The organism is Psychrobacter fjordensis (genome assembly GCF_904845995.1).
GTDB lineage: Bacteria > Pseudomonadota > Gammaproteobacteria > Pseudomonadales > Moraxellaceae > Psychrobacter > Psychrobacter fjordensis.
In genome coordinates, this window is sequence record NZ_CAJGYP010000001.1 from 1,794,556 (window position 1) to 1,819,461 (window position 24,906).

Genomic DNA, 24,906 nt, shown 5'->3' on the forward strand with positions numbered 1-24,906 from the left:
AACAGTGAAGACAAGTACTGACTAAGCACACATAGCAAGCATATATTGAGAGTAATTATGGCATTTCAGTTAGGTGATGATGACGTCCAAGGCATGAATGAGATGAACCTCATTCCGCTTATCGATGTCATGCTGGTTTTGATGATTATCTTTTTGTTGACTGCGACCGTTCTCAATCCGACTGTTCCGCTTAACTTGCCGGAGACAAGTGCACAAGTCAATGAGCCGCCACCAGAAGCGATTCAGATCAGTATCGATCAGGATGCAGGCGTGTTTTGGGACAGTGATCCTATCACGATAGAGGAGCTGGATAAGCGTCTACAGCAGGAAAGCGCGCAAGGCAAAAACCCTTCTATTCAGCTGCGTGCAGATAAAGAAAGCAAGTATGACACGGTCGCACAAGTACTGGCATCTGCTAGCGAAGCAGGGCTGACCAAGATAGCTTTTGTCAATGAGTAAGGTGGGTATATAAAAGGTGGGGTGAGACCGTCATATGACGATTGCTAGATAGCCAACCATCAGATAGGTACATAGCAAGATAGGTAGCTAGTATAATAATAAAATAAAAATAATAAACTTTTCTCCAACCTCACTGAGTACTTAAACCTCAAATTAAGTACTCAGTGAGGTTTTCTTTTTTACTAGCGATGCTTTATTTTTATAATAATGTCTAATTTTTACCAGCGATGGCCTAGTGGGCGATATCTGCGATCAAAGGGACCATATCCGAAAGGATAAGGTGAGCGTAAATAGTCCAAATCTTGCTGGCGGATATAGTAATAGCGCCCTTGTGAGTAGGCTTCTTCTAACTTCTCGATGCCTTCAAGTGGACAGACCGCTTGCCACTCATAACCTTCGCGGCCGAGTTTGTAAGCCGTGAGCTCGGTGCAGTAATTTTTGAGCCCTTGCTGGCGCCCCTGTTCCCACTGTATCCGATTGGGTGTCGCACCGCCTATACTTGCACAGCTACCTGCATAGTGGCCGAAATAAGCACCTGAGCGGCCACGGCTGCCATCTGTATAGCCGACTTCTTGCCAGTTGCTGGCTTGGCATTGCTGCGGTGTGAGGCTTTGCGTGGTTGCACAGCCTGACAATGTCAGTAATGCAGCACCGGCCAGTGATATAGATATACCGGGTTTGCTCATGACTTTATTGATTAATTGGTTAGAAATATCGGTAGTCAATGAGTTTCGCTTAATAAGATAATTCATAATAAACCTGCGCGCGTTTAAAATTATGGTTTATCATAGCACTTTTTGCGGCCGACCACTTTTTCTATCTTATTATCAGGCTAGCTTTCAGTGCCACTAAGTAGTTGATATATCAACATATATAGTGGTGATACTGTGGCTTAAATGAGTCATCGTTGAATGGCTGCTAGCTCATCATGCTTGATTTTTCGTGGTTCGTGCTCATTATAAGCATCTATATAGTATTACTTTAATTCAGTCAAAAGGTCAGACCATCATGGGCATATTTATTGGCGTTATCATTGTACTATTTGTATTAGGGAGTATGATGGCGCTCAAACCGAACGGTATCGATCAGCGCTTGGATAAACTGCGCATGACGGCGCGTCGGTTACAGCTCAATCCAAAGTTGGTTGCTTGTCCTGATTGGATTAAAGGCAAAGACAACGAGTATGGCCGTGGCATGATGGGTCAATACTGCTTGGTGCTAGATGACACGCAATTACCGCATACACGTTATCAAGTGATTGATGGTCAGTGGCGTCCAGATAGTAGTTTTGTCGATACGACGAGAGATACGACCAAACTCACTATCCCGAGTGCCATTCGTTCCAATTATGGTCATGCGGATACCACGGTCAAAAAAACCAATTTTAGCTTGGATAAAGTACCGCTCGATTTGCCAGTCAGTATTGAGCCGTTTATAAAAGGCTTATGGACCAAAGCCAATAGCATTATTATTTATTGGGAAGACATCGCTTATGTGCGTCCATTGAGTAACCCTGCTTATCATCACTCACTGATAGAAAAAGACCTGTTAGCGTTGAAGGAAAATTTGGAAAAATGGGCAATAGAAGTACAGAAAACCTAAACAAGGTAGTAAATAATTTTTTAATCTCCATTAATAACTAATATGCAAGCGCTTTTGATAGACTCCCAGTCATTTTCAGTTGACAGTTTAGCGCTTAGCAGTGTAACGTCTTTATAACTATATCTTTATATTATGGTTATTGTTTGTTTTATAACTGTTTTTATGAGCAACTATCAGCGCCATGGTCGAATGTTTAATGCGCCCCAATACAATAATTCGCTGAGCTATTATAACCAATTATTATAAATTGCCATGTCGTTGAATTTATTCTTACTTTTAATTTACTTATATTATGGTGTCGTAAAATATGGCAAAAACCGCAGCCAAAAAAAGTACAGCAACTACTGCTGACAGCCCAAAGGGTAAGTCTTTGGTGATCGTAGAATCACCAGCTAAGGCGAAAACTATTAATAAATACCTTGGTGATGACTTTATTGTACGCTCAAGTATTGGTCACGTTCGTGATTTACCTGTTGGTGCGAGCAAGAGCGCCAAAAAAGCAGCAACGACCAAAAAAGATGAGAGCCTAAGCAAAGAGGAAAAAACCCAGCAAGCCTTAGTAAGGCGCATGGGCGTAGACCCAGAGCATGATTGGGCAGCAGTTTATGAAGTACTGCCAAACAAAACCAAAGTCATCAAAGAGCTAAAAGCGCTAGCCAAAGATGCTGACAAAATCTATCTCGCAACGGATATGGATAGAGAAGGGGAAGCAATCGCTTGGCATCTAAAAGAAGTCATTGGCGGTGCTGATAGCAAGTATGAGCGTGTGGTCTTCAATGAGATTACCAAATCTGCTATCCAAAATGCCTTCAAGCAGCCATCCAAGCTCGATATTGACCGAGTTAATGCTCAACAAGCACGGCGCTTTCTAGATCGTGTGGTTGGTTTTATGGTATCGCCACTATTGTGGCAAAAAATCGCGCGCGGTCTGTCAGCAGGTCGTGTACAGTCAGTTGCCATGCGTTTGGTGGTTGAGCGTGAGCATGAGATTCGCGCCTTTATTCCAGAAGAATACTGGCAGATTCATGCAGACACGCATATTGCCAATAGCAACTCCTCAAAAACTTCAGACGCTGAGCAAATTGGTATACGCTTAGAAGCGACCAAGAAAGGTGGCAAGACGCTTAAGCTGGTGAATAAAGAGCAGACTGATAAAGTACTAGCGATTCTTAATGCAAATGACTTCATCGTCAAAGAGCGTGAAGAAAAGCCAACACAGTCACGTCCTAGTGCGCCATTTATCACCTCAACATTGCAACAAGCCGCTAGTACGCGATTGGGATTTTCTGTTAAGAAAACCATGATATTGGCGCAGCGCTTATATGAAGCTGGCCATATCACCTATATGCGTACCGATTCGACATTCTTGTCGGGTGATGCACTGGCGGCAGTACGTGGCTATATCGAAGACAGCTATGGCGCAAAGTATGTGCCAGAAAAGCCAAACTTTTATGGTAATAAACAAGGCGCACAAGAGGCGCATGAGGCCGTTCGACCTTCTAACGTCAATATGAAGTCTATTCAGCTTAAAGGGGTTGAGCGTGATGCAATACGCCTATATGAGCTGATTTGGCGTCAGTTTGTGGCTTGCCAGATGCTACCAGCAAAATACCTGTCAGTGAACTTGTTTGTTGGTGCTGATGATGTTGAGCTAAAAGCCCGTGGTCGTACTATGGTGTTTGATGGCTATACCAAAGTATTGCCACCAGCCAAGACCGATGACACGTTATTACCTGATGTCAAAAAAGGCGATAAGCTAACGCTAGATAAGCTAGATCCGAGTCAGCACTTTACCAAGCCTGCACCTCGTTTCACCGAAGCCAGTCTCGTCAAAGAGCTTGAGAAAAAAGGCATCGGTCGTCCATCGACGTATGCTTCTATCATCTCGACCATTCAAGATCGCGGTTATGTGAAGCTTGAGAATAAGCGTTTATTTGCTGAAAAAATGGGTGATATCGTTACTGACAGACTGACAGCAAGTTTTCCAGATTTGATGGATTATACGTTTACGGCTGCATTAGAAGACAAGCTTGATCATGTGGCAGAAGGTGAGCAAGACTGGAAAGACGTGCTCGATAACTTCTATGGCGAGTTCAAAACCACTCTAGATCGCGCTAAAGAAAAAGACGGCATGCGTCCGAATGATCCGACCGACGTGCCAGACGTCCATTGCGATATTTGTGACCGTCCGATGCAGCTGCGTACAGGTTCTACAGGTGTATTCTTAGGGTGTACTGGTTATAATTTACCACCGAAAGAGCGCTGTAAAGGCACTAAAAACTTAATGCCAGTCGAAGCTTTTGCCAATCTCGATGATGCTGAAGGTGAAGAGGACGAAGCGGCCGAAGTCAAAGATTTGATGGAGAAAAAACGCTGTCCGAAATGTGGCACAGCGATGAACGGCTATATCGTGGATGGTGGTCTGAAGCTGCACATCTGCGGTAACAACCCTGACTGCGATGGCTATATTCTAGAAGAAGGTAAGTTTGAAGTACCGGGTTCAGATGCACCAACCATCGATTGTAATAAGTGTGATGGACAGATGGAGCTGAAGACGGGACGTTTTGGTCCTTACTTCGCTTGTCAAAAATGTGACAACACTCGTAAAGTATTAAAGACAGGCGAAGCCGCACCACCGCGCATGGATCCTATTCACTTGCCAGAGCTAAAATCGGTCAAGCATGAAGACTATTTCATCTTGCGTGAAGGGGCGGCTGGGATGTTCTTAGCAGCGTCTAAGTTCCCGAAAGTAAGGGAGACACGTGCACCTAAGCTCGCTGAGTTAAGAGAAATCAAAGATAAAATGGAAGACAAGTTCCAATATCTGTTTGAAGGCCCAGACGAAGATCCTGAGGGTAATGCAACGATTCTACGTTGGTCACGTAAGAAAAAAGAGCAGTATATCGGCTCTGAGAAAAATGGAAAAGCCACGCGTTGGGGTGTGTACTGGCGTAAAGGTGAGTGGGTAGAAGAGTAAATCTCTTTTACCTTTGTCATAAATAGTTTTAAATCGTAAAAAAACCTCTTAGATCGTCTAAGAGGTTTTTTTATGCTATCAATAATATTTAGCTCTAATGATATCCAGTTTCAATAACTTTTAGCTCTAAATATTATTAGTGCGTTATTACATCGTTTCGATAATACCGCAAGCAACACGGTCACCGGCATTACCTGCTGGCTGACTGGTGTAGTCATCAGTACCACCATGAACGATAAAGGCTAGGCGATTAACACTATATTTACCCGCTTCATTAGCAGATATTTTCTTATTTACATAGTTGATGGTCGCAACGCCGTTTTCATTGGCCGTTAGGTTAGGTAGGTCGCCAGCATGACCATTCATATCGTCTGGGTTAGAGTGTGGCTTGTTGTCTGGATTGAAGTGACCACCTGCCGCTTTGCCCATATCGGCACAGCTACCCGTTTCATGGATATGTAGCGCCACTGTTTGACCTGGCTTTAGATTCATCAACTTACCGTATACTTGTACGCCGTCATCAACTGGGCGTAAGAATACTTGACCAACTTCTTTTTTATCACCACTTACGGTGTGTATGGTTGATTTTAGAGTAGGTTGGCTCAAAGGGTTACCTGTTTGCATTTGGCCCTCTACTGTTTGGCAACCAGTCATCGCTAACGCTGAACCACATAATAGAGTACTTGCAAGCATCATTTTATTCATTATTTTCTCCAATTGTTTTAGTCATTACTTTTAGTCGTCATTAAATTTCGAATATCTATGGTTATTGTTCTATTAAGACTCGTATCAATATTCGTTAACATCAGAGTTAGTATAGCCAAGGTAACCCTATAGTTATTCATCAAATGCGCAACAATCAGTTAATAAATGTAAGAATCGTATATGATTTAACTTTTAGTATTGATTAATTATGCCACATGCAATACGAGGGTTAGCTTTTCCTAAAGATACGTCATTATCGTCAATTGGAACGGTATAAATAATGAAAGCTTGCTTATAAACGCTGTTTGGTAGATATTTCTTGTGGGAGATATCAGTTGTTACATAGTTAACCATGGCGATGCCTTGTCTATTAACCTTTATCATCGACGGAAAGCTGAATGAGAGTCTTGAATGTGATAATGGTGCAGATGTAGAGTTTAGATAGCCACCTGCTAGTTTACCACGGTTGATACAAGCGCCAGATCTATAGATATTAATGGCTAGTAATGAGTTGGGAGGTAAGTTGGCTAATGTGCCATATACTTGAATACCACTATCAACGCGACGTAAATAAATTTGTCCAACATCTTGTTTTTTATATGTAGTTTTAAGATTAGCCGTCATAAATGGTTTGCTTGATTTAATGTAACTGAGAGGGCTTTCACAACCAGTAATAATAAATACAAAAGCGCAAAGAAGAGCAGATAGCATTTTTCTCATTATTTATCCAATAATATCGTTTTAATAGTTATTTGAGTTAGCTGTAATAATTTTAGCTTATTTAGAACTATTGTTTACATTTTTAACTCATTTAGGTAGTTACTGAGTGAATTGAGGATAGAATCTAACAACGTCACAGTATTCAAGCTATAGAAAATAGCTCAAAAAAAAGCCGCCCATCATAGTGATAAGCGGCTCTTTAGATTTTGTAAGGCTTTAGCCATACCTGCATAAGTTATTAACTGTGCAATGCTTTACCTTTAGTTTTATCGACCGTTACTTTAGCAGGCTTGATTGGAACTGGCATGCTCACCAAAGCAACCTTTAAGATTTCTTCAATCGTCGCGACTGGCTGAATGGTTAAGCCTTCTTTTACGTTATCAGGGATATCCGCCAAATCACGCTCATTGGTCGCTGGAATCAATACGTGCTTGATACCACCGCGATGTGCCGCGAGTAGCTTCTCTTTGAGACCACCAATGCGTAGGATTTTACCGCGTAAAGTGATTTCACCTGTCATCGCAATATCTGGACGAATCGCAATGCCAGTTAACGCAGAGACTAGCGCTGTGGTCAGTGCACCACCCGCTGATGGGCCATCTTTTGGCGTAGCGCCTTCTGGCATATGAACATGGACGTCTGTAGTTTTAAACGTCTCGTAATCGATTCCTAAGCTTTCACCGCGAGCACGAACCACACTCATAGCCGCGCGAATCGACTCTTTCATGACATCGCCGAGCGAACCTGTAAAGCTAAGCTCGCCTTTACCTTTCATAGCAACGGCTTCGATAGTGAGTAGCTCACCACCGACTTGCGTCCACGCCAGACCAGTAATACGGCCAATCTCAGGCTCTTCTTCAGCCAGACCATAGTCATATTGATGGACACCGAGATAGTCATCGATGTTTTTGTCATCGACCACGATTAGCTCACGTTCTGCTTTTTTCGGAGCACGCGCGCCATGTGTCTCAACCGAACCGCGTACCACTTTACGGCAGATTTTATTCACTTCACGCTCAAGGTTACGGACACCTGCTTCACGCGTATAACTACGCACGATGCTGTGTAGTGCCGCTTCAACAATCTCAATCTCGCCTTCTTTGAGACCGTTATTCTTAATCGCTTTTGGCACTAGATACTTCTGTGCGATATTTACTTTTTCTTCTTCGGTATAACCTGGCAGACGAATAACTTCCATCCGATCAAGAAGCGCCGCTGGAATATCCATGCTGTTCGCCGTACAGATAAACATCACTTGCGATAAGTCTAAGTCCATGTCTAAATAATGGTCGTTAAACGTATCGTTCTGTGAGGGATCTAACACTTCAAGCAATGCTGATGCTGGATCACCGCGGAAATCTTGCGCCATCTTATCGATTTCATCCAATAAGAACAGCGGGTTTTTGACTTCAACTTTGGCCAATGATTGAACGATTTTACCTGGCATCGCACCGATATAGGTACGGCGATGACCACGAATTTCCGCTTCATCACGCACGCCGCCAAGTGCCATACGTACGAACTTACGACCTGTGGCACGTGCAATCGATTCACCCAATGAGGTTTTACCGACACCTGGAGGACCGACGAGACATAGAATCGGGCCACGAAGTTTTTTCACACGTGATTGCACGGCGAGATATTCTAAGATGCGGTCTTTTACATCTTGTAATCCGTAATGATCTTCGTCTAATACGGTTTTGGCTTTGTCTAAATTGATAGAAACTTTGGTCGTCGCATTCCACGGCGTGTCCAAAATCCATTCAATATAGTTGCGTACGACTGACGATTCACTCGATGCAGGTGGCATCATTTTGAGCTTCTTAAACTCTTGCTCAGCTTTCTTGCGGACATCTTCTGGCAGGTCAGCATCTTCTAAGCGCTGCTCAAGTTCAGCGACATCATCATCACCATCGAACGCGCCGTCATTCATATCTGACAGCTCGTTTTTGATGGCTTTCATTTTTTCGTTTAAGAAGTACTCGCGCTGATTTTCTTCCATTTGCTGACGGACAGCTTCTTGGATATCTTGTTCGATATTTTGCTCAGCACTTTGTTTGACCAAGTATTCAGTCAAGGTATTGATATGCGTTTTGATATCGTCTTTTTCTAAGAATGATTGCTTGATATCAAGATCCATCGACACACGAGTTGAGATGAAGTACACCAACTCAAGTAAGTCGTCGATACGTTTGGCCACACGAGTTAGCTCGCGAGCATTACGCAGACGTGCATCAGCATAGCTTTCGAATAATGTAGTCAGCGCTTGAATGGTGTTCTTTTGCTGACTCTCATCCATACTGACATCGAGGTCAGCACGCTCAAATCTGGCCATCAATAGCGTGTCGTGATCTTCTATATTGTCCACGCGTGCACGATACTGACCTTCGATTAATACCTTGATGCAATTTTCATCGCTATCATGTGGCATGGTGCTGACGATGCGGCACACCGTACCGTATTGATATAAGTTGTCTTGATCAATATCTTCGGTCAGCGAGTCTTTTTGCGCCACGACCAGTACTTTATTACCGTACTCAGCCTGTGCCAGTTCAACGGCTTTGACCGATGGTGCACGACCGACGAACAAGGCAATTTGCATATGTGGATAGACGACCACATCTCTCAATGCCAATAGCGGTAAGTAGGTGTCGTCTTCAACGCTGTTTTTAGCATCGTCGTCTTCACTAGTACTGTCTTCGCTATCGTCGTCTTTGGCAGTATCTTTGTCTTTTGTAATATCTTCGATACTGTCAGACGCGGTATCTAATTCGCTTTCTGACGCATGACTAGACAAAGTGTCTGGCTGGCTATCATCAGCAACAGTAGATGAAACGTCGACATCTATGTCGATATTGTCTTGGGCTATTTTATGTTCACTCATATATTTTTCCTCGTTCACCAGACTTGTAAAGTCAAGTTCGTGGTTCATGTTTAGATAAATGGTGCTCGCAGATAAAATTGCAAGGCTTGTACTCATACTCACCTGCTTAACTTTGCAAAATATTTATATCTAACTGAATACAGAGCGTCATACGGTTATCAGTTTTATGCGTCACTGATGAGAATTAGTATATCGGAAATAGCCATAAAAAAAATGGCATAAAGCAGTTATAACGACTGTTTATAGATTACTTATAAATAGCAGCTATCAAATATCTATTGGGTTCTACGCATAGGTTTTATAGGCAAAATAAGGTAAACTGTCGCGCGTCTTAAACGGTGTGTTTTAGAGTAGAACGCTTTAGAGACACATTCGAGAAAAAGCATTTTTGAGACGACGGTGATATCCATACATTATGAGATATCAATAAGTTTACATTGAAATAAAGCAAACAGAATACGAGGCAACACATGGCAATCAATGCGGTACTGCTGGCAGTTATCATTATGCTAGGACTGTCACTTTCGCGAGTGCACGTGGTGCTCAGTTTATTAATCGGGGCACTGGCAGGTGGACTGATAGCGGGTCTCGGCATTACCGATACGCTAAATGCTTTCCAAGAAGGTATCCGTAATGGGGCGCAGATTGCACTGTCATACGCGCTGCTTGGTGCTTTTGCGGTAGCGATTGCTCATTCAGGCTTGCCACAGTCATTGGCAGGCGCGGTGATTAGGCGTATTGACTCAGCGGGCACGAGTGGCATGATTAAGTACATGCTGTTTGCAGGTCTCATTACCATGAGCTGCTTTAGCCAAAACTTAATCCCTATTCATATCGCCTTTATTCCTTTATTGGTACCGCCACTGTTACTAGCATTCAATCGTATGCACATTGATAGACGACTAATCGCTTGTTTGATTACTTTTGGTCTGGTCACCACCTATATGTTTATCCCATATGGCTTTGGTGATATCTACCTCAATCAAATCATGCTCAAAAACGTTGGTGAGGCGGGGATTGATATTAGTGATATCTCTGTCACTAAAGCGATGGCGATACCAGCCCTAGGCATGTTTATTGGTTTGCTGATTGCTGTCTTTATCAGTTATCGTAAGCCACGCGCGTATCAACAAGTTGCCATAGATAAAGAGGCACATGATGCGGTCGTAGAAGGTGATGCGTTGAGCAAAACGGCGGCTGATGCACAGTCGCAAAGCAAGCTAAAGACGCTGGTTGCACTGGCAGCGATTGTGACTGCTTTTGTCGTACAACTTTATACCGATTCGCTATTACTAGGTTCAATGTTTGGTTTTGGTGTCTTTATGGCTACCGGCGTGGTCAAGTGGCGTGAAGCCGATTCGGTCTTTAATGACGGTATCAAGTTAATGGCGATGATTGGCTTTATTATGATTACGGCGCAAGGGTTTGCGGAAGTCATGAAAGTAACTGAGCAGATTCAGCCATTAGTTGATGGTGCGGCGTCATTGTTTGCGGGTAATAAAGCAATCGCTGCATTTATTATGCTATTGGTTGGCCTGATTGTGACCATGGGTATTGGCTCATCATTCTCGACGATTCCTATTTTGGCCGCGATTTATGTACCACTATGTATCTCGTTAGGGTTCTCGCCATTGGCGACTGTGGCGATTATCGGTACGGCTGGCGCGCTGGGTGATGCGGGTTCGCCTGCGTCAGACTCGACTCTTGGGCCAACGTCTGGTCTAAACATCGATGGACAGCATGACCATATCAAAGACAGTGTGGTGCCGACCTTTATTCACTATAATATTCCGTTATTAATATTCGGTTGGATAGCGGCGATGGTGCTGTAATCGGCTCTACTATTAATAACGATACAGATGGCTAAATGGATAGAAAAAGGTGAATATAGAGACAATCTATGTTCACCTTTTTTATTTAAGTATTCATGTATATTTGCTAGGCTTTTAGCCTAGACACTAAATCGAAAGCACACGATTAAACTTCTATTAGAATGAGAAAAAATCAATGATAAATTTCACAGTTAAGCATCAGGATACATTGGTAGGAGGGCTAACTTTTCAGATAGTAAGTAATACCAAAGATGCCTCACCTGCTGAATTTTTTAGAGACGTAAGTAACTTTACAGATTCAATTGTAGTCAGCGAAGAAGCATTTTCAATAATAGAGTCTTGCTTTGCATCTGAATTTTCAGCGGATGATAGGCATTGTATTTATTATCACCACGTATTTCATTCACATGACACTGAAGGTGTTAAGAGCATTATTGATAAACTGATTGAAAAAAAGCGTAAAATCGAGCAAAAGGGTATCGATACAAAAGAAATGTATTGGTTCACAGCGCAAGAAATCAAATTTTTAAACCAAAATAGAAGTTCAATATTCAATTTCATTGACGAAATTACTGTATATCTCGAAACTAGTATTAAAGAGCCTAAAAGCAAAGGGGTGTACGTGATCGGGATATAAACTTCGCAAGGTATAGGCGTACTCTACTCAAATCAGAGGCCATCTTCATCAAAATCTCTAATCTCACCGCTTAAACTACTCAAAAACGCATCGCTTTGCGCCAGCAGTTGTAGGGTAACTTGTATTTTTAATTAGGTATGAAATTTCCTATCTTCATTACTAGGTTCTACGGAATACACAACGTAAAAAGAATGAGCAAGCCTGACAAAAGCAAATAACTAAAAACAGTAAAAATGATAAGAAAGTCCAAAAAACCATAAAGCCTAGTGACGGCGGTGCATGCATTGCCACCATACCGAAGCAAAGCAAAAATAACGTGGTAATAATCAGCATGGTAAAAAACTTCCACCGGCTACGCATGTATACATCGATAGTGACGAGAAAGCTCAAATGAAAAAGCATCGCAACCACCAATATGACGACGAGCTCTATATCATATGAATGCGGCTCAGGAGCATCAAGCATCTGTAGCTCATGAGGGTTTGGCTCAAAACCTAAAGTAATAATAAGACCGACAAACAAAGCCCATAAAATAGCGAAAAATATTCGTAGTTTCTGAGCTTTAAAGTAGCTAGTGACTGTCCTCATAGAAACTTTTTTTGTGCTCATGTGTCATACCTAATCATCAAAATCTCTCAACTCACCGCTTAAACTACTCAAAAACTCATCGCTTTGCGCCAGCAGTTTATTTAGACGCTCTTCATTGACTAGCCGTGTCATCTCCTCAGAGCTAAAAGGCTGCTCTTGACTGTAGTAACGTAGCTCTCTAGCGTCCTCATTGCCTAATGTTTGCAAATACTCATCTACATGTTCAGCGCTAGAGTCTTTTTCAAACTGTTTATCATCTTTCATCAAAACCACCTTATGCTGCTTGGTGTGATTAAGCCATCTAATGGCACATCCCAAGGCTGCCGCGCTAATTGTTCAACCACTTGAAAGTCATAACACCAGCCAATTTTTAATGGCTTTTTAGCGCCAGAGCGATAGCCTTTGCCTAACGTCGTATCATAGAACCCACCACCCATACCCATACGGTTGCCGTGTAAGTCGACTGCCACTAACGGACAAATAATCACATCCAATTCTCGCGCCCAAAGTAGTCGACGATGATGGTTTTGCTTCATACCTAACCGATGGATACGCGTCGGTATGTTGAGTAGCTTTGAGTGATAAACAGGTACGAAGCGTAGATGTTTATCATCAGTGCCATTGCTAGCACGACCAAGTGAGCCGACGACTGGCAAATAAGGCAAATAGCCTAAGCGCTGACACCAGTCTAATATTGGCTGAGTGGGTAGCTCACCAAAGCCATCGTAATATAAACCAATACGCGCATGTGCTGGTAATCGCTGCTGTAACTTAGTCAAATGCAAGCTCGCTGCTTGAGCTAAATTTCTACGCGTGCCGTCGTTTAACTGGCGGCGCTGGCGAGTAAAGAGCCGTCTGGGCGGATTGCTAACTGCCGAATCCTCTGACGCTGAGCTTTTTGGTTCAGGATACATAGTTATACTATCCGCTAGTTTGTGAGTTTGATGATGACAGCTGTTTTTAGACGTCAGCAATGGCTATTTGTCAATATTCAACGGGTCGTAGTCATGCTATCATAACGCCACTTTATATCGTATTTTCCTTTAAGTGCAGCAGGTGTTGCATTTTTTATGGCTCAGCCACACAACAACAAACCATCAAAGAGGGTAGTTATGTCGACACAGAATCAGGCAACTCGTACCGAAAAAGATACCATGGGCAACGTGGAAGTCCCAGCTGATGCTTATTGGGGTGCGCAAACTCAGCGTAGCCGCGAAAACTTTAAAATCGGTGGCGAGACTTTGCCACGTCCGATGATCGAAGCGATGGCACTGGTCAAAAAAGCCGCTGCAATCACCAATGCAAGCTTAGAGCGTATTGACGCTGACAAGCGCGACCTAATCGTACAAGCCGCTGACGAAATCATCAATGGTGGTTTAACGGATCAGTTTCCATTGGTCGTATGGCAGACAGGTTCTGGCACACAGTCAAACATGAACATGAACGAAGTATTGGCTAATCGTGCCAATGAAATCGCTGGTTCTGAGCGTGGCAGCTACACGCCAATTCATCCAAATGACCATGTAAACCATGCACAGTCTACCAACGACAGCTTCCCAACAGCGATTCGTGTGGCTGCTGCTCGTCAGATCAATAGCTTATTGATTCCAGCGGTAAAAGCATTGCGTGATACATTGGCTGCTAAAGCAAAAGAATTCGATAGCATCGTAAAAATCGGTCGTACGCATTTACAAGATGCTACTCCATTAACGTTAGGTCAAGAGTTCAGCGGCTATGTTAGCCAACTTGACCACTCATTGGTACGTATTGATAACGCGCTACAAGGTCTATATGAATTGCCATTAGGTGGTACTGCGGTGGGTACTGGTCTAAACGCTCATCCTGATTATGCCGTAACTGCTGCTGAGCAATTAGCGACTTTGACTGGCTTGCCATTTGTCACCTCACCGAACAAATTTGAAGCACTAGCGGCTCGTGATGCTGAAGTATTTGCGTCAGGCGCACTAAAAACGCTAGCAGCCAGCTTAAACAAAATCGCTAACGATGTACGTTGGTTGGCATCTGGCCCTCGTTGTGGTCTAGGCGAATTGACAATTCCTGAAAATGAGCCAGGCTCCTCTATCATGCCGGGTAAAGTAAACCCAACTCAGTCAGAAGCATTGACGATGGTTGTCGCTCAAGTCATGGGTAACGATGTGACGATCAGCATGGCTGGTGCATCAGGTAACTTTGAGCTAAACGTCTATAAGCCAGTGATCGCGTTTAACTTATTGCAATCTATCAAACTATTGGGTGATGGCTGCAACAGCTTCAACGAAAACTGTGCCGTTGGTATCGAGCCAGTAAAAGACAAAATTGATGACTTCTTGCACAACTCATTGATGCTAGTGACTGCATTGAACCGTCATGTTGGTTATGAGAATGCAGCGAAAATCGCTAAGACGGCTTATAAAGAAAACAAAACGTTGAAGCAAGTTGCGGTTGAGTTAGAGTTGCTAACTGAAGCACAGTTTGATGAGTGGGTTATTCCTGCTGATATGGTAAATCCTAAGTAAGCAGTAGACCAAATAATGACCTGCTACGGCGTCAGACTCGCTTAATGTACGATAAGTACCATTTGCATTTGTCTTTCTGGTAGCAGCGTCATATTTGTGACACTAAGAATTTAGAAATAAAAAAGACAATAACCTAAATCGGAGTAAACAATGATTACCCATGTACCTGATATGACTTTTAAAACTCGTGTTCGTGATGACTCTATTGGAGGAGACAACCCGTTCACATGGTATGACCTAACCACAGATGAGTTATTTGCCAATAAAAAAGTGGTTGTGTTTTCTCTACCAGGCGCCTTTACGCCAACTTGTTCGACCAGCCATCTCCCTCGTTATGAAGCGCTTTATAATGAGTTTAAGGCATTAGGCATAGATGAAGTAGTTTGCATTTCTGTCAATGATGCGTTCGTCATGTACCAATGGGGTCTAAAGCAAAACCGTGAAAACGTTTTCTTACTTCCTGATGGTAATGGTGAGTTCACTCGTAAAATGGGCATGCTTGTTGATAAGAGTAATGTTGGCTTTGGTATGCGCTCATGGCGTTATTCGATGGTTGTCGACAATAAAGAAGTTAAAAAAGTGTTTAAGGAAGCTGATTTTGGCGACAACTGCCCAATAGACCCATTTGAAGTATCAGATGCAGACACTATGTTAGAATATTTAAAAAGTAATGCTTAAATTCTATTGAGTATGCTTGATTTTTAGAGCCAAACGTTTATAAGTCAGTTGTCGCGTTTAACCTATTGCAATCTATTAACTGAAGCGCAGTTTGATGAGTGGGTTATTCCTGCTGATATGGTGAACCCTAAGTAAGCTATTAAAGACTTATTAGCATAGAAACAGACCTTGTCATGTAATATGGCAAGGTCTGTTTTTGTATTTAAAACTGATTATTGCTTTGCTCTTTGTCAGAGGGTAATAAGAGTAATTTACCTTATGCACTAGATTAGTAATAAATATACGACTACTACTATGGTGTAAGCTGCAGACTATCGGATGTGCTGATCTTCAATAAATATTCTTTAACGCTTGGATACTTTGAATCATAGTTAACTATATCTCTAGAAAGTTTTTTGTTTCCTTCTAACTCATAAGATTTAGCTATTTCTTTTTTAACATTTTCACCAGAAAAATCTACAAAATGTCCGTTATCAGGATTTCTATCATTTTTGATTGAATCAAAGTTATATAAAACACCTTTATTTTTATGAGCGTTTGCGTTCAGACGTTTAGAGATATCTCTCCAATTAACTTTGTTAAATGATTTCTTCGATAAAATTATATTCGCTAAATTGACTAGTAGCTCCGGATAAATAAAATCTTCAATCTCATAATTAGAATGGACTTGATTATTTATGACTTTCTCGTGGAAGGGTGTTTCCCCTAAGTAATTAGGTATGAATTCACATGTAACAACTAAATTTGAATAACTTCCACCTTTAATTTTTTTGAAATTTTTCTTATACTCTTCACGGCCTGATGCATCATTATCAAATATTAATCTAATTTCAGGTTTTATGGATTTATTGTCATAAAATGAGTTATAAAATTCTAAATATTTTTGGTATTTAGTAACACCATGTGTTGGTATTATATTAGCAGCTTTAATACCAAAAAATTTTGAAGTTTCTTCAATAAACTTTTTATCTGAATCACCTTCAACTATTACATTGTAGTCGTTAAGTAAATCATACTCATCTAAATCGATACCTAGATATTCACGAATCTTCTGATTTCCAGTTGACTGCTCAATATCTACTAAACATGTATTCAACGGATGGAATTCTTTATTAGTTCTCTTATATAGTATTTTCTCACCTATCTCTAAATCTAGTAAAAAAGTATTTCTAAGGTTGTAGCTATCTATAAAAACAGGTGAATGACTTGTGAGAATTATTTGAGATTTAGGGCACAAGTTTTCTAAATGAGATTTTAGTTTCTTTTGTAATCCTTGATGTAGATATATATCAGGTTCATCAATAAGAAGAATTGGTTGCTTGTTTCTTATTTTGCTTAGTATTCTACTATGCATCAAAATGAAACCAAGTCTTTGAAGTCCGGATCCTTTAGCTTCAATATTTCTATTGGATTTATCATTAAAGAAGAATTCCACATCAGTCGAAATAAGATCTCTAAATTTCTTAACATCTGAATCATATTCGAAACCAACTTCCCAGTTTTCATTAAACTCTTGAAAAGTAGGGTTTATTTCTTTCGCAAGATCATTTAAAACATCAACTAACCCAGTCACGTAATTATCGAATGATTTTTTTAATTCTGATTTTAGGCCGCTAAACCTTGCCTTTGCATACTCTAAGTCATAAATTTCTTCAATTAGGTTGTTAATTAAATCAGGGAAGGAGATGTTAATTGAGGGTATATAGAAGAATGATATTTTGTTAAGTACAAAGTTTATTGAGTTTGCATCTAAAGATTGCTTTTGTTTATTTGGTAATATTTTTTCACCAGTAGTTTTATTTACACCTTCGATGTCGAAAGCCCTAGTAATTCTGTATATTGTATGATTATCTTCAAAATCTATCGAAATCTCAGGATAAACTTTACCGCCCCTAGAACCATAAAATTTATGATTTGGAGAGTCTTCACTTGCCTCGTAATCTTCTGGATTAAAGAATAGATTTATAGCTCTTAGAACATTAGTCTTTCCAGCATTGTTAGCTCCACAGATTGTTGTGATGTGTTCTAATGAGTCTAAATTTAATTTAAGGTTAAGTATCGAGCGGAATCTTTTGATTTGTATGGATCTAATCTTCATGGTTTTCTCAAATATTTTGTGAGCAATAAATAGAAGTAACTATAGCAAATTTAAACTTATGTTTTGAAAAATAAGTAGTGTAGGGTGATTCCCAATCACTGATTATGATAATTAGGTCCCTGATCGGTGCGCTAGGCGCACCCTACATTCAAAATTATTCAATAAAAAAGACCTTACCACATTACGCAGTAAGGTCTTTTTTTATAACAATCTAGGCCTAATTAAAACTTATAAAGCAAACCAAGCGTCGTCGCCGCTTCAGTACGTGAGTCGACCATTGGGCTATCATACTGCTCATTTGGGACATAGCTCACGCTTTGATTGGCAAACCCTGCCCAACGATCATTGAAATCATAGTTGGCACTAATGTTGATATATGGGTTCACACTCGAATTAGATTTATAAGCGTCAACGCCTGTTTCCGCTGATTCTTCATCACTGACGCCATAGTAGTATTCGTTGTAGTCAGCATCATGATACTCAAAACCAATGCTTGGATAGACCGTCAGCTTGCCTTTAGTGATTCTAGCAAGATACGTCAAGCGAGCTGTGTTGCCGCCACTACGATCTAACACATCAGTCCCTATCTGAGCACGGATGCCGCCAACAGACGTACGACGCTGATAGCTCAGACCCGCTTCTGCTGATGATTTGCGTTTATCAAGACCTTGAAGCGCACCAGTTGCGTCATCAGGATCAAACTCAGAACCAGCGAGTTTGGCATAGGCAGACAACTGATTGACACCATCATTGATCGCGTAGACACCCGCTTGCGCGCCGCGTATATAAAATCTGTTATTGTCATAAAATGCACCGGGTAACACATTTACCTCGGTATCATCTTCCAGATCATAAGCTGATTTGACCGCCATGACGTTGACGCCGACGCTGAGTACGGCATCTTTGTCAGTCGGTAAGTTGTCATTAAAAATCGCAGCGTTAGACAGGCTAGCCACACTGAGTAGCGCAGTAGCGGTTAACGCATTGAACATAGTACGCGTAGAGATATGAGGTAGCGCTGCAAGTGTAAACATAAGAGAATCTCGTAAAGGAGTGGTCGTCATAAGATAAAACAATTAGGTAGCAATAAGCGAGTAGGGAAAACCAAACTAAGAAGCCGTTGAGCCATGATAGATAAGTATGGACGTTTACTCAATAGCTTTTAATATTTGTAGTATCTGATAGTGAATATCTTGCCACCACCAGACAAAGCCAATACTGATCAATAACATCGCTAGCCATGGCAATAACTGCCAGATAAAGGAGGGTTTGATAGGTGTTTTTGGTGGGATGCTGTTGGCATGAGCAGTGTCGATATCTGACACTAAATTCATACCAGTACTACTTTGAGCATAAGTATCATCGCTACGTGAATTGGTCGTGTCTAAACCAGCAGCCTGACGAGTTGAGTAACTATCAATGCTAGGCGGTTGATTGATGTAGGTCGTTTGATAGCTGTGTGGATTTTGGTTTTGATAGACAGCTGCATTTTGTAGCGCGACAGCCAAACGTTGACGGTAAGCAATCGCGAAGGCCAGTGCAATGATTAGTCCGGTAATAGCACCACCGATATGACCCGCATTATCAATACCCGGTACAGCAAAACCATAAACCAAGTTGATGCCCATAATAAATATCAGACTTTTGAGATTCAGCACCATACCATTTACTGATATTTTAAACAGGGCAGCGATTAACAATGCTGCACCAATACCCATGATGCCGCCAGATGCGCCTGCCGACAGTCCGGGCTGCCCCGTATTATCTAGTAGACTCTGCCATGTCACATAACTATTGAGTAAGTTGCCACCGATTGCAGACAATAAAAACAATGCCAAAAACTTGGCTGAGCCAAACATCGGCTCGGCAACTTGACCAAAGAAATACATAGCAAAGCCATTAAACAACAAATGCATCAAGCCAATATGCAAAAATGCACTGCTCACCAGCCGCCATGGTTGTTCCTGCATGGTGTAAGGCAACGCATTCGCGCCCCATTTTAGCAAGGCCTCTGTCGATGGATTGTTAGCATCGACGCCTGTTAGCACTTGCATAATGAATAGGCCAATAAAGCTGACTAACAATAATGTGGTGACGGGCGCTGTTTTGAATAATTGTTGAATGGTCATAAAAGCTAACTATTAATGAAAGGTTATGAGTAGAGTATAAAGGGTATGGTCAGATAATGTTATGCATCAACCTGCCAGCGTGTTTTAAAGCTTGGCAAGTGAATGACTGACAGTTTTAGTGATAAAGATGGTGTTTCTAATAATTAGGAATTTTGAGGTTTTCATAAGTGCCTTTTACCAAGATATCATCTGTGACGTTATTGATATCGGTATGACCACAGAACGCCATCGATATATCACATTCGTTATAGATGAGCTCAAGTGCGCGGCGTACGCCATCTTCACCATAAGCGCCAAGCCCGTATAAGAATGCTCGGCCAATCATCGTGCCTTTTGCGCCCAGCGAGATGGCTTTTAGTACATCTTGACCAGAGCGAATACCACTGTCTAACCAGACCTCTATATCGCTATTTTCGGCATGGACAGCTTGCACGATATCAGACAGCGCAGAGATGGAAGACAGCGCACCATCCAATTGACGACCACCATGATTGGAGACGACCAGTGCGTCTGCGCCACTACGTGCGGCCATGATGGCATCTTCAGGTTCCATGATGCCTTTTATAATCAGCTTGCCACCCCATGCATCTTTGATACGGGCGACATCATCCCAGCTCAGCCGCGGATCAAACTGCTCTGCGGTCCATGAGCTTAATGAGGACAAATCCTCAACGCCTTTTGCATGACCAACGATATTACCAAAGTTGTGGCGTTTGGTGCCCAGCATGTTCATGCACCATTGCGGCTTGGTCATTAGGTTAATGATATTAGCGAGCGTGGGTTTCGGCGGTGCAGATAAGCCATTTTTGATGTCTTTATGGCGTTGTCCCATGACTTGCAAGTCGGCCGTTAATATCAGTGCCGAGCAATTAGCGTCTTTTGCCCGTTGAATCAGATTGGCCATAAAATCCTGATCACGCATGACATACAGCTGAAACCAAAATGGCGCACTGGTGTTTTCAGCGACATCCTCGATAGAGCAGATGCTCATGGTCGAGAGTGAAAAGGGCACACCGAATTTTTCGGCCGCCTGAGCAGCTTTAATTTCGCCATCCGCCCACATCATGCCGGTAAACCCTGTCGGAGCGATGGCGACTGGCATCTTGACGGATTCACCAATCATCTGTGTGGCCAGACTGCGATTGTCCATATCGACCAAGACCCGTTGACGCAACTTGATACGGTCAAAGTCAGTCTCATTACTGCGATACGTGGTTTCGGTCCATGAGCCTGAATCGACATAATCATAAAACATACGGGGCACTTTGCGTTCGGCGATTCGGCGCAGATCTTCGATTTCAGTAATCTTTTTTAAAATAGGCGTTAAGTCTCTCATGGCGTTCCCACTATCTGGTTTTTATGACTGTTTTAATATTATTGACTGAGCAGTTGCTGTAAGTCCAGTACCGAAAATGGATAATTTAATCGCTTTGACGGTGTCAAGATAACAGGAATCGTGGTGGCAAATTCCATCATCAGGGATTCATCAAAATCAGCGATATCGACATCGTGATAAGTAACGGGCTGTACTGCTTGAAACTGTGTCAGCAGTTGCGCGGCGACATCACATAGATGACAGCCAGACGTGCCTAGCAACCACCATTTATCCTGATAGGCATTAAGGCTAGGGGTTTTTTCAATGATCCGTGCTCGTAGCTCTTTTATATTGTTATCATCGTACATAGTTGTTCTCTTGTTTTGATACTTGTCACAAAAAGCTTTTCTTAGAATTTTAATCAAAAATTAACATAGTGTTTCACCGTTATGACATGATAAAGAAGTAGGGTAAATAATGACAGCGATTGTGAGATTAGGTAAGATGACCTGCTGCTTTTCATTACTGACTTATTACTTCATCTTATTACCTTTTTTAACATTTGGATATCGCGCATGGCAAGTTTTGGCAAATTTCTCAAACGACTATTATTGGTATTGATACTGTTAGTCGTGGCATTTCACGTGCTAGTCGCTGGACTGCTGTTAATTTGGAAAACGCAGCCGATCAATAACAGTATGTTTATGTTGTCGCATCGCCTAACGGGTGGCACGGTCACTCAAACGTGGGCTGATTATGATGCTATTGCAAAATCTGCCAAACAAGCGGCGATAGTGAGTGAGGATTCGACCTTCAGCCAACATAGTGGCTTTGATTTTAAAGGTATTAAAGCTGCACGTAAGAAAAACGAAGAGACAGGTAAGGCGTCTGCTGGCGGCTCAACGATTACTCAGCAGCTCGCAAAAAACTTATTTTTGACCTCGCATCGCTCGTACGCGCGTAAAGGCGAAGAAGCCATAATTACCGTGATGATTGAGACGCTATGGGACAAGCAGCGTATCTTGGCTGCGTATCTCAATGTGGCAGAGTTTGGCAATGGTATTTATGGTATCGACGCGGCGGCGCATCATTATTTTGATAAGTCGGCTGCTAATCTCAACCGTGATGAGTCAGCTTTGCTTATTTCTATGTTGACCAACCCAAAATATTACGAAGACAATCAGGGTGACAGACGATTACGTAACAAACAAAGCATCGTTAAAAAGCGTATGAAAAACGCAGTGTTGCCATAGTCACCCTAGTTTAATGACCCTATAACAGATGATGGCGTATCGATACAGTAAAAGGACTAATGACGTGTTAGATGTGAATAAAGAGCAAAGTAATGATAGCAATGTGAATGACGTTGTGGCTGTTGACCATAAAGCTCATACAGAGGGCAACCATGAGAATTTGACCACAGTGGCATGGCAGCGCTCAGAAGACGGCAGCTATTCACCGAGCAGCTATATCAATCGTGACCTGTCTTTATTGCAGTTTCATTTACGTGTGCTAGCGCAGGCGGCCAGTCCTCGCCATCCGCTACTTGAGCGCCTGTTTTTCTTGATTATTTTCTCATCAAACATCGATGAGTTTTTTGAGATTCGGGTCGCAGGTCTGATGCAAAAGCTCAATATTGGTGATGTCTCGACCAGCATCCATGGTATGCGTCCTAGTGAGGTGCTGAACGAGATATCCACAGTGATGCACGATGCTATCGATGAGCAGTATCGTATCCTTAATGAAGTTGTCTTGCCAGCGCTTGCCAAGGAAGACATTCGTTATCTAAAGCGCGATGAGCTGAATGCTGAGCAGTCGGCTTGGATGAAACGCTATTTCACTGAGCAAGTATCGCCAGTGTTGACGCCGATTAGTATTGATCCTGCGCATCCGTTCCCACGTTTGGTTAATAAAAGCTTAAATTTCATCGCTACGTTAGAAGGCAAAGATGCTTTTGGTCGTGATATCAATCTGGCGATTGTGCCAGCGCCGCGCAGTCTGCCACGTGTGATTCGTCTACCTGATGAATTGACAGGTGGCAAAGAGCATCACGTTATGCTATCTGCCATCATTCATGAGCATATCGGCGAGCTATTTCCTGGTATGAGTGTGACAGGGTGTCATCAGTTCAGGTTGACTCGTAATGCTGATTTAGATTTGGCTGATGATGTCGAAGATATTGCCAAAGCGCTAGAGGGTGAACTAGAGAATCGCCGGTTTGGTGATAAAGTGCGCTTAGAAGTCACAATGGACTGTCCGACGCATATCAGTGACTATTTGCTCAATGAGTTTGAGCTGCATGACAATCAGCTATACCGCGTCAACGGTCCGGTTAACTTAACACGGTTGCTGTTTGATTTTAATATTCCAGCGCTGCGTTATGAGCCATTTACGCATGTGATACCGAAAGAGTTCCGCCGTGAGATGGACAAGCTGGACAAAGCGACCAGTATGTTTGCCGCTATGCGCAAAAGAGATGTGCTCGTGCATCATCCTTTTCATGCGTTTTCGCCAATTATCAATTTGTTATGGCAAGCGGCCAGTGATCCAAAAGTGCTAGCGATTAAGCAAACGCTATATCGTTCAGGCACCAATTCAGAAATCGTCAAAGCACTTGCCGCTGCTGCTCGTAATGGTAAAGAAGTGACTGCCGTCATCGAGCTGCGCGCGCGTTTCGATGAAGCCTCTAATATTGCCGTTGCCAACTATTTGCAAGAAGCAGGCGCAGTTGTAGTCTATGGTATCGTCGGTTATAAAACCCATGCTAAGCTTATGCTTATCGTACGCCGTGAGGACGACCGTATCCGCCGTTATGTGCATTTAGGTACAGGTAACTATCACGCTGCCAACGCAAAAGTCTATACCGACTATGGTTTGTTCAGCGCAGATCCTGATATCTCTGAAGACGTTCATAAAATATTCCAAGAGCTAACAGGCATGGGAAAACCTGCCAATCTCAAAAAGCTATTACATGCACCATTTACGTTACATGATAAATTGATACGCTTTATCGATGATGAGATTGCACATGCAAAAGCAGGCAAACGCGCTCATATTATCGTGAAAGTTAATGCCCTGACTGAGCGTCGACTGATTGCTAAGTTATATGACGCCTCGCAAGTAGGGGTCAAAATCGAGCTGATTTTGCGTTCTATGTGTTGTCTACGTCCACAAGTAAAAGGCCTGTCTGAAAATATTACCGTGCGCTCTGTGATTGGCCGGTTTTTAGAACATACGCGTATTTATTATTTCTATAACAATGGTGATGAGCGTCTATATTGCGGCAGTGCTGACTGGATGGATCGCAATCTATTTCATCGCGTAGAAGTGGCATTTCCTATTGAAGACAAAAAACTGTTTAAGAAAGTCTATCAAGATGGATTACTCAGTTATCTAAAAGACAATACTCAAGCTTGGACGCTGGATGGCAATGGTGTGTGGACACATCTGCAACCAGTAGCGGGTGAAACACCGTATATCGCCCAAGAACACCTATTAAAGGTCATCAATGGGGTGGGAGATTCAGTCTAGCGCACTCTTGTAGATATACTTTTGATGTTGTAAATAGTTTTAAACGAATTAATAAAAGCAAGCGCTGGTCAGTACTGGCGCTTGGTTTTTATTTGGGCAAATGATTTGTATAAGTTACAAACTGTCTTGTAACCTCACATTTATTCACATATTGATACGGCAGTACACTGGTGAGGTACGCAACGTTCTACTTATAATCAATGTCAGTCCTGCTAGATAGGCAGCTATATAAAAA

Annotated in this window: 21 protein-coding genes; 9 read left to right on the forward strand and 12 right to left on the reverse strand. The window is 42.2% G+C overall.

Annotated elements, in window-relative coordinates:
* The first annotated feature begins 57 nt into the window (after positions 1-57).
* Complete coding sequence (locus JMW61_RS07605; RefSeq protein ID WP_110923171.1) at positions 58-459, forward strand: ExbD/TolR family protein; 402 nt, start codon at positions 58-60, stop codon at positions 457-459.
* Between the two features lie 218 nt (positions 460-677).
* On the opposite strand, the gene JMW61_RS07610 is transcribed toward JMW61_RS07605, so the two are convergent.
* Entirely contained in the window at positions 678-1,211 is a 534-nt protein-coding gene (locus JMW61_RS07610; RefSeq protein ID WP_227687387.1) for a DUF2799 domain-containing protein, read from the reverse strand.
* A gap of 256 nt (positions 1,212-1,467) precedes the next feature.
* Here JMW61_RS07610 and JMW61_RS07615 point away from each other — a divergent pair, with 256 nt between their 5' ends.
* Together JMW61_RS07615 and topA are read left to right on the forward strand one after the other, a co-directional pair.
* Positions 1,468-2,061, forward strand: coding sequence for a hypothetical protein (locus JMW61_RS07615; protein ID WP_201550153.1), 594 nt, complete (start codon positions 1,468-1,470; stop codon positions 2,059-2,061).
* A 307-nt stretch (positions 2,062-2,368) separates the two neighbouring features.
* Complete coding sequence (topA, locus tag JMW61_RS07620) at positions 2,369-5,038, forward strand: type I DNA topoisomerase (protein WP_201550154.1); 2,670 nt, start codon at positions 2,369-2,371, stop codon at positions 5,036-5,038.
* Positions 5,039-5,185: 147 nt separating this feature from the next.
* On the opposite strand, the gene JMW61_RS07625 is transcribed toward topA, so the two are convergent.
* From JMW61_RS07625 to lon, 3 genes are all read right to left on the reverse strand, one after another.
* Entirely contained in the window at positions 5,186-5,743 is a 558-nt protein-coding gene (locus tag JMW61_RS07625; RefSeq protein WP_201550155.1) for a superoxide dismutase family protein, read from the reverse strand.
* A gap of 192 nt (positions 5,744-5,935) precedes the next feature.
* On the reverse strand, positions 5,936-6,463 hold the full coding sequence (locus JMW61_RS07630; RefSeq protein ID WP_201550156.1) for a superoxide dismutase family protein: 528 nt from the start codon (positions 6,461-6,463) through the stop codon (positions 5,936-5,938).
* Between the two features lie 238 nt (positions 6,464-6,701).
* Positions 6,702-9,347 (reverse strand): endopeptidase La, encoded by a 2,646-nt coding sequence (gene lon / locus JMW61_RS07635; RefSeq protein WP_201550157.1) that lies wholly within the window; start codon positions 9,345-9,347, stop codon positions 6,702-6,704.
* Positions 9,348-9,817: 470 nt separating this feature from the next.
* Between lon and JMW61_RS07640 the strand changes: the two genes are divergently transcribed.
* On the forward strand, positions 9,818-11,179 hold the full coding sequence (locus JMW61_RS07640; protein ID WP_201550158.1) for a Na+/H+ antiporter family protein: 1,362 nt from the start codon (positions 9,818-9,820) through the stop codon (positions 11,177-11,179).
* 175 nt (positions 11,180-11,354) lie between these two features.
* A complete protein-coding gene (locus JMW61_RS07645; RefSeq protein WP_201550159.1) occupies positions 11,355-11,816 on the forward strand; it encodes a hypothetical protein in 462 nt (153 codons plus the stop codon).
* Between the two features lie 159 nt (positions 11,817-11,975).
* On the opposite strand, the gene JMW61_RS07650 is transcribed toward JMW61_RS07645, so the two are convergent.
* The 3 genes from JMW61_RS07650 to JMW61_RS07660 are packed head-to-tail and all read right to left on the reverse strand — an operon-like array spanning position 11,976 to position 13,318.
* Positions 11,976-12,425: a hypothetical protein gene (locus tag JMW61_RS07650; protein ID WP_201550160.1), complete on the reverse strand. Its 450-nt coding sequence runs from the start codon at positions 12,423-12,425 to the stop codon at positions 11,976-11,978.
* Between the two features lie 9 nt (positions 12,426-12,434).
* Positions 12,435-12,668, reverse strand: a complete 234-nt coding sequence (locus JMW61_RS07655) for a hypothetical protein (protein WP_201550161.1) — start codon at positions 12,666-12,668, stop codon at positions 12,435-12,437.
* A complete protein-coding gene (locus tag JMW61_RS07660) occupies positions 12,668-13,318 on the reverse strand; it encodes a 5-formyltetrahydrofolate cyclo-ligase (protein ID WP_201550162.1) in 651 nt (216 codons plus the stop codon). The genes JMW61_RS07655 and JMW61_RS07660 overlap by 1 nt, the downstream gene beginning before the upstream one ends.
* Before the next feature lie 198 nt (positions 13,319-13,516).
* Between JMW61_RS07660 and fumC the strand changes: the two genes are divergently transcribed.
* Positions 13,517-14,920 carry a class II fumarate hydratase gene (gene fumC / locus JMW61_RS07665; RefSeq protein ID WP_010196317.1) on the forward strand — a complete coding sequence of 468 codons (1,404 nt, stop codon included), beginning with the start codon at positions 13,517-13,519 and terminating at the stop codon, positions 14,918-14,920.
* 150 nt (positions 14,921-15,070) lie between these two features.
* On the forward strand, positions 15,071-15,598 hold the full coding sequence (locus tag JMW61_RS07670; protein ID WP_201550163.1) for a peroxiredoxin: 528 nt from the start codon (positions 15,071-15,073) through the stop codon (positions 15,596-15,598).
* 292 nt (positions 15,599-15,890) lie between these two features.
* Here the strand turns inward: JMW61_RS07670 and JMW61_RS07675 are convergent, their stop codons facing one another.
* The 5 genes from JMW61_RS07675 to JMW61_RS07695 all read right to left on the reverse strand — a co-directional run bounded on the left by JMW61_RS07675 (position 15,891) and on the right by JMW61_RS07695 (position 21,508).
* On the reverse strand, positions 15,891-17,696 hold the full coding sequence (locus JMW61_RS07675; RefSeq protein WP_201550164.1) for an ATP-dependent nuclease: 1,806 nt from the start codon (positions 17,694-17,696) through the stop codon (positions 15,891-15,893).
* Between the two features lie 221 nt (positions 17,697-17,917).
* The gene (locus JMW61_RS07680; protein ID WP_201550165.1) at positions 17,918-18,730 is read right to left on the reverse strand and encodes a MipA/OmpV family protein; all 813 of its coding nucleotides are present in this window, start codon (positions 18,728-18,730) and stop codon (positions 17,918-17,920) included.
* A gap of 114 nt (positions 18,731-18,844) precedes the next feature.
* Positions 18,845-19,825: a rhomboid family intramembrane serine protease gene (locus JMW61_RS07685; protein ID WP_201550166.1), complete on the reverse strand. Its 981-nt coding sequence runs from the start codon at positions 19,823-19,825 to the stop codon at positions 18,845-18,847.
* A gap of 136 nt (positions 19,826-19,961) precedes the next feature.
* Complete coding sequence (locus JMW61_RS07690) at positions 19,962-21,161, reverse strand: alpha-hydroxy acid oxidase (protein WP_194197792.1); 1,200 nt, start codon at positions 21,159-21,161, stop codon at positions 19,962-19,964.
* Positions 21,162-21,199: 38 nt separating this feature from the next.
* On the reverse strand, positions 21,200-21,508 hold the full coding sequence (locus tag JMW61_RS07695) for a glutaredoxin family protein (protein WP_201550167.1): 309 nt from the start codon (positions 21,506-21,508) through the stop codon (positions 21,200-21,202).
* A 207-nt stretch (positions 21,509-21,715) separates the two neighbouring features.
* Between JMW61_RS07695 and mtgA the strand changes: the two genes are divergently transcribed.
* Positions 21,716-22,393 (forward strand): monofunctional biosynthetic peptidoglycan transglycosylase, encoded by a 678-nt coding sequence (gene mtgA / locus JMW61_RS07700; RefSeq protein WP_110923155.1) that lies wholly within the window; start codon positions 21,716-21,718, stop codon positions 22,391-22,393.
* Positions 22,394-22,496: 103 nt separating this feature from the next.
* Positions 22,497-24,671 carry a polyphosphate kinase 1 gene (gene ppk1 / locus JMW61_RS07705; protein ID WP_406947826.1) on the forward strand — a complete coding sequence of 725 codons (2,175 nt, stop codon included), beginning with the start codon at positions 22,497-22,499 and terminating at the stop codon, positions 24,669-24,671.
* Positions 24,672-24,906: the final 235 nt, after the last annotated feature.

Excerpts from the sequence above, each read along its gene's own strand:
- JMW61_RS07610 (WP_227687387.1), bottom strand. The coding sequence starts at position 1,211 with ATGAATTATCTTATTAAGCGAAACTCATTGACTACCGATATTTCTAAC.
- topA (WP_201550154.1), top strand. The coding sequence starts at position 2,369 with ATGGCAAAAACCGCAGCCAAAAAAAGTACAGCAACTACTGCTGACAGC.
- JMW61_RS07625 (WP_201550155.1), bottom strand. The coding sequence starts at position 5,743 with ATGAATAAAATGATGCTTGCAAGTACTCTATTATGTGGTTCAGCGTTA.
- JMW61_RS07670 (WP_201550163.1), top strand. The coding sequence starts at position 15,071 with ATGATTACCCATGTACCTGATATGACTTTTAAAACTCGTGTTCGTGAT.
- JMW61_RS07675 (WP_201550164.1), bottom strand. The coding sequence starts at position 17,696 with ATGAAGATTAGATCCATACAAATCAAAAGATTCCGCTCGATACTTAAC.
- JMW61_RS07685 (WP_201550166.1), bottom strand. The coding sequence starts at position 19,825 with ATGACCATTCAACAATTATTCAAAACAGCGCCCGTCACCACATTATTG.
- JMW61_RS07645 (WP_201550159.1), top strand. The coding sequence starts at position 11,355 with ATGATAAATTTCACAGTTAAGCATCAGGATACATTGGTAGGAGGGCTA.
- fumC (WP_010196317.1), top strand. The coding sequence starts at position 13,517 with ATGTCGACACAGAATCAGGCAACTCGTACCGAAAAAGATACCATGGGC.
- JMW61_RS07630 (WP_201550156.1), bottom strand. The coding sequence starts at position 6,463 with ATGAGAAAAATGCTATCTGCTCTTCTTTGCGCTTTTGTATTTATTATT.
- JMW61_RS07695 (WP_201550167.1), bottom strand. The coding sequence starts at position 21,508 with ATGTACGATGATAACAATATAAAAGAGCTACGAGCACGGATCATTGAA.
- mtgA (WP_110923155.1), top strand. The coding sequence starts at position 21,716 with ATGGCAAGTTTTGGCAAATTTCTCAAACGACTATTATTGGTATTGATA.
- lon (WP_201550157.1), bottom strand. The coding sequence starts at position 9,347 with ATGAGTGAACATAAAATAGCCCAAGACAATATCGACATAGATGTCGAC.
- JMW61_RS07640 (WP_201550158.1), top strand. The coding sequence starts at position 9,818 with ATGGCAATCAATGCGGTACTGCTGGCAGTTATCATTATGCTAGGACTG.
- JMW61_RS07615 (WP_201550153.1), top strand. The coding sequence starts at position 1,468 with ATGGGCATATTTATTGGCGTTATCATTGTACTATTTGTATTAGGGAGT.
- JMW61_RS07660 (WP_201550162.1), bottom strand. The coding sequence starts at position 13,318 with ATGTATCCTGAACCAAAAAGCTCAGCGTCAGAGGATTCGGCAGTTAGC.
- JMW61_RS07680 (WP_201550165.1), bottom strand. The coding sequence starts at position 18,730 with ATGTTTACACTTGCAGCGCTACCTCATATCTCTACGCGTACTATGTTC.
- JMW61_RS07650 (WP_201550160.1), bottom strand. The coding sequence starts at position 12,425 with ATGAGCACAAAAAAAGTTTCTATGAGGACAGTCACTAGCTACTTTAAA.
- JMW61_RS07605 (WP_110923171.1), top strand. The coding sequence starts at position 58 with ATGGCATTTCAGTTAGGTGATGATGACGTCCAAGGCATGAATGAGATG.
- JMW61_RS07690 (WP_194197792.1), bottom strand. The coding sequence starts at position 21,161 with ATGAGAGACTTAACGCCTATTTTAAAAAAGATTACTGAAATCGAAGAT.
- JMW61_RS07655 (WP_201550161.1), bottom strand. The coding sequence starts at position 12,668 with ATGAAAGATGATAAACAGTTTGAAAAAGACTCTAGCGCTGAACATGTA.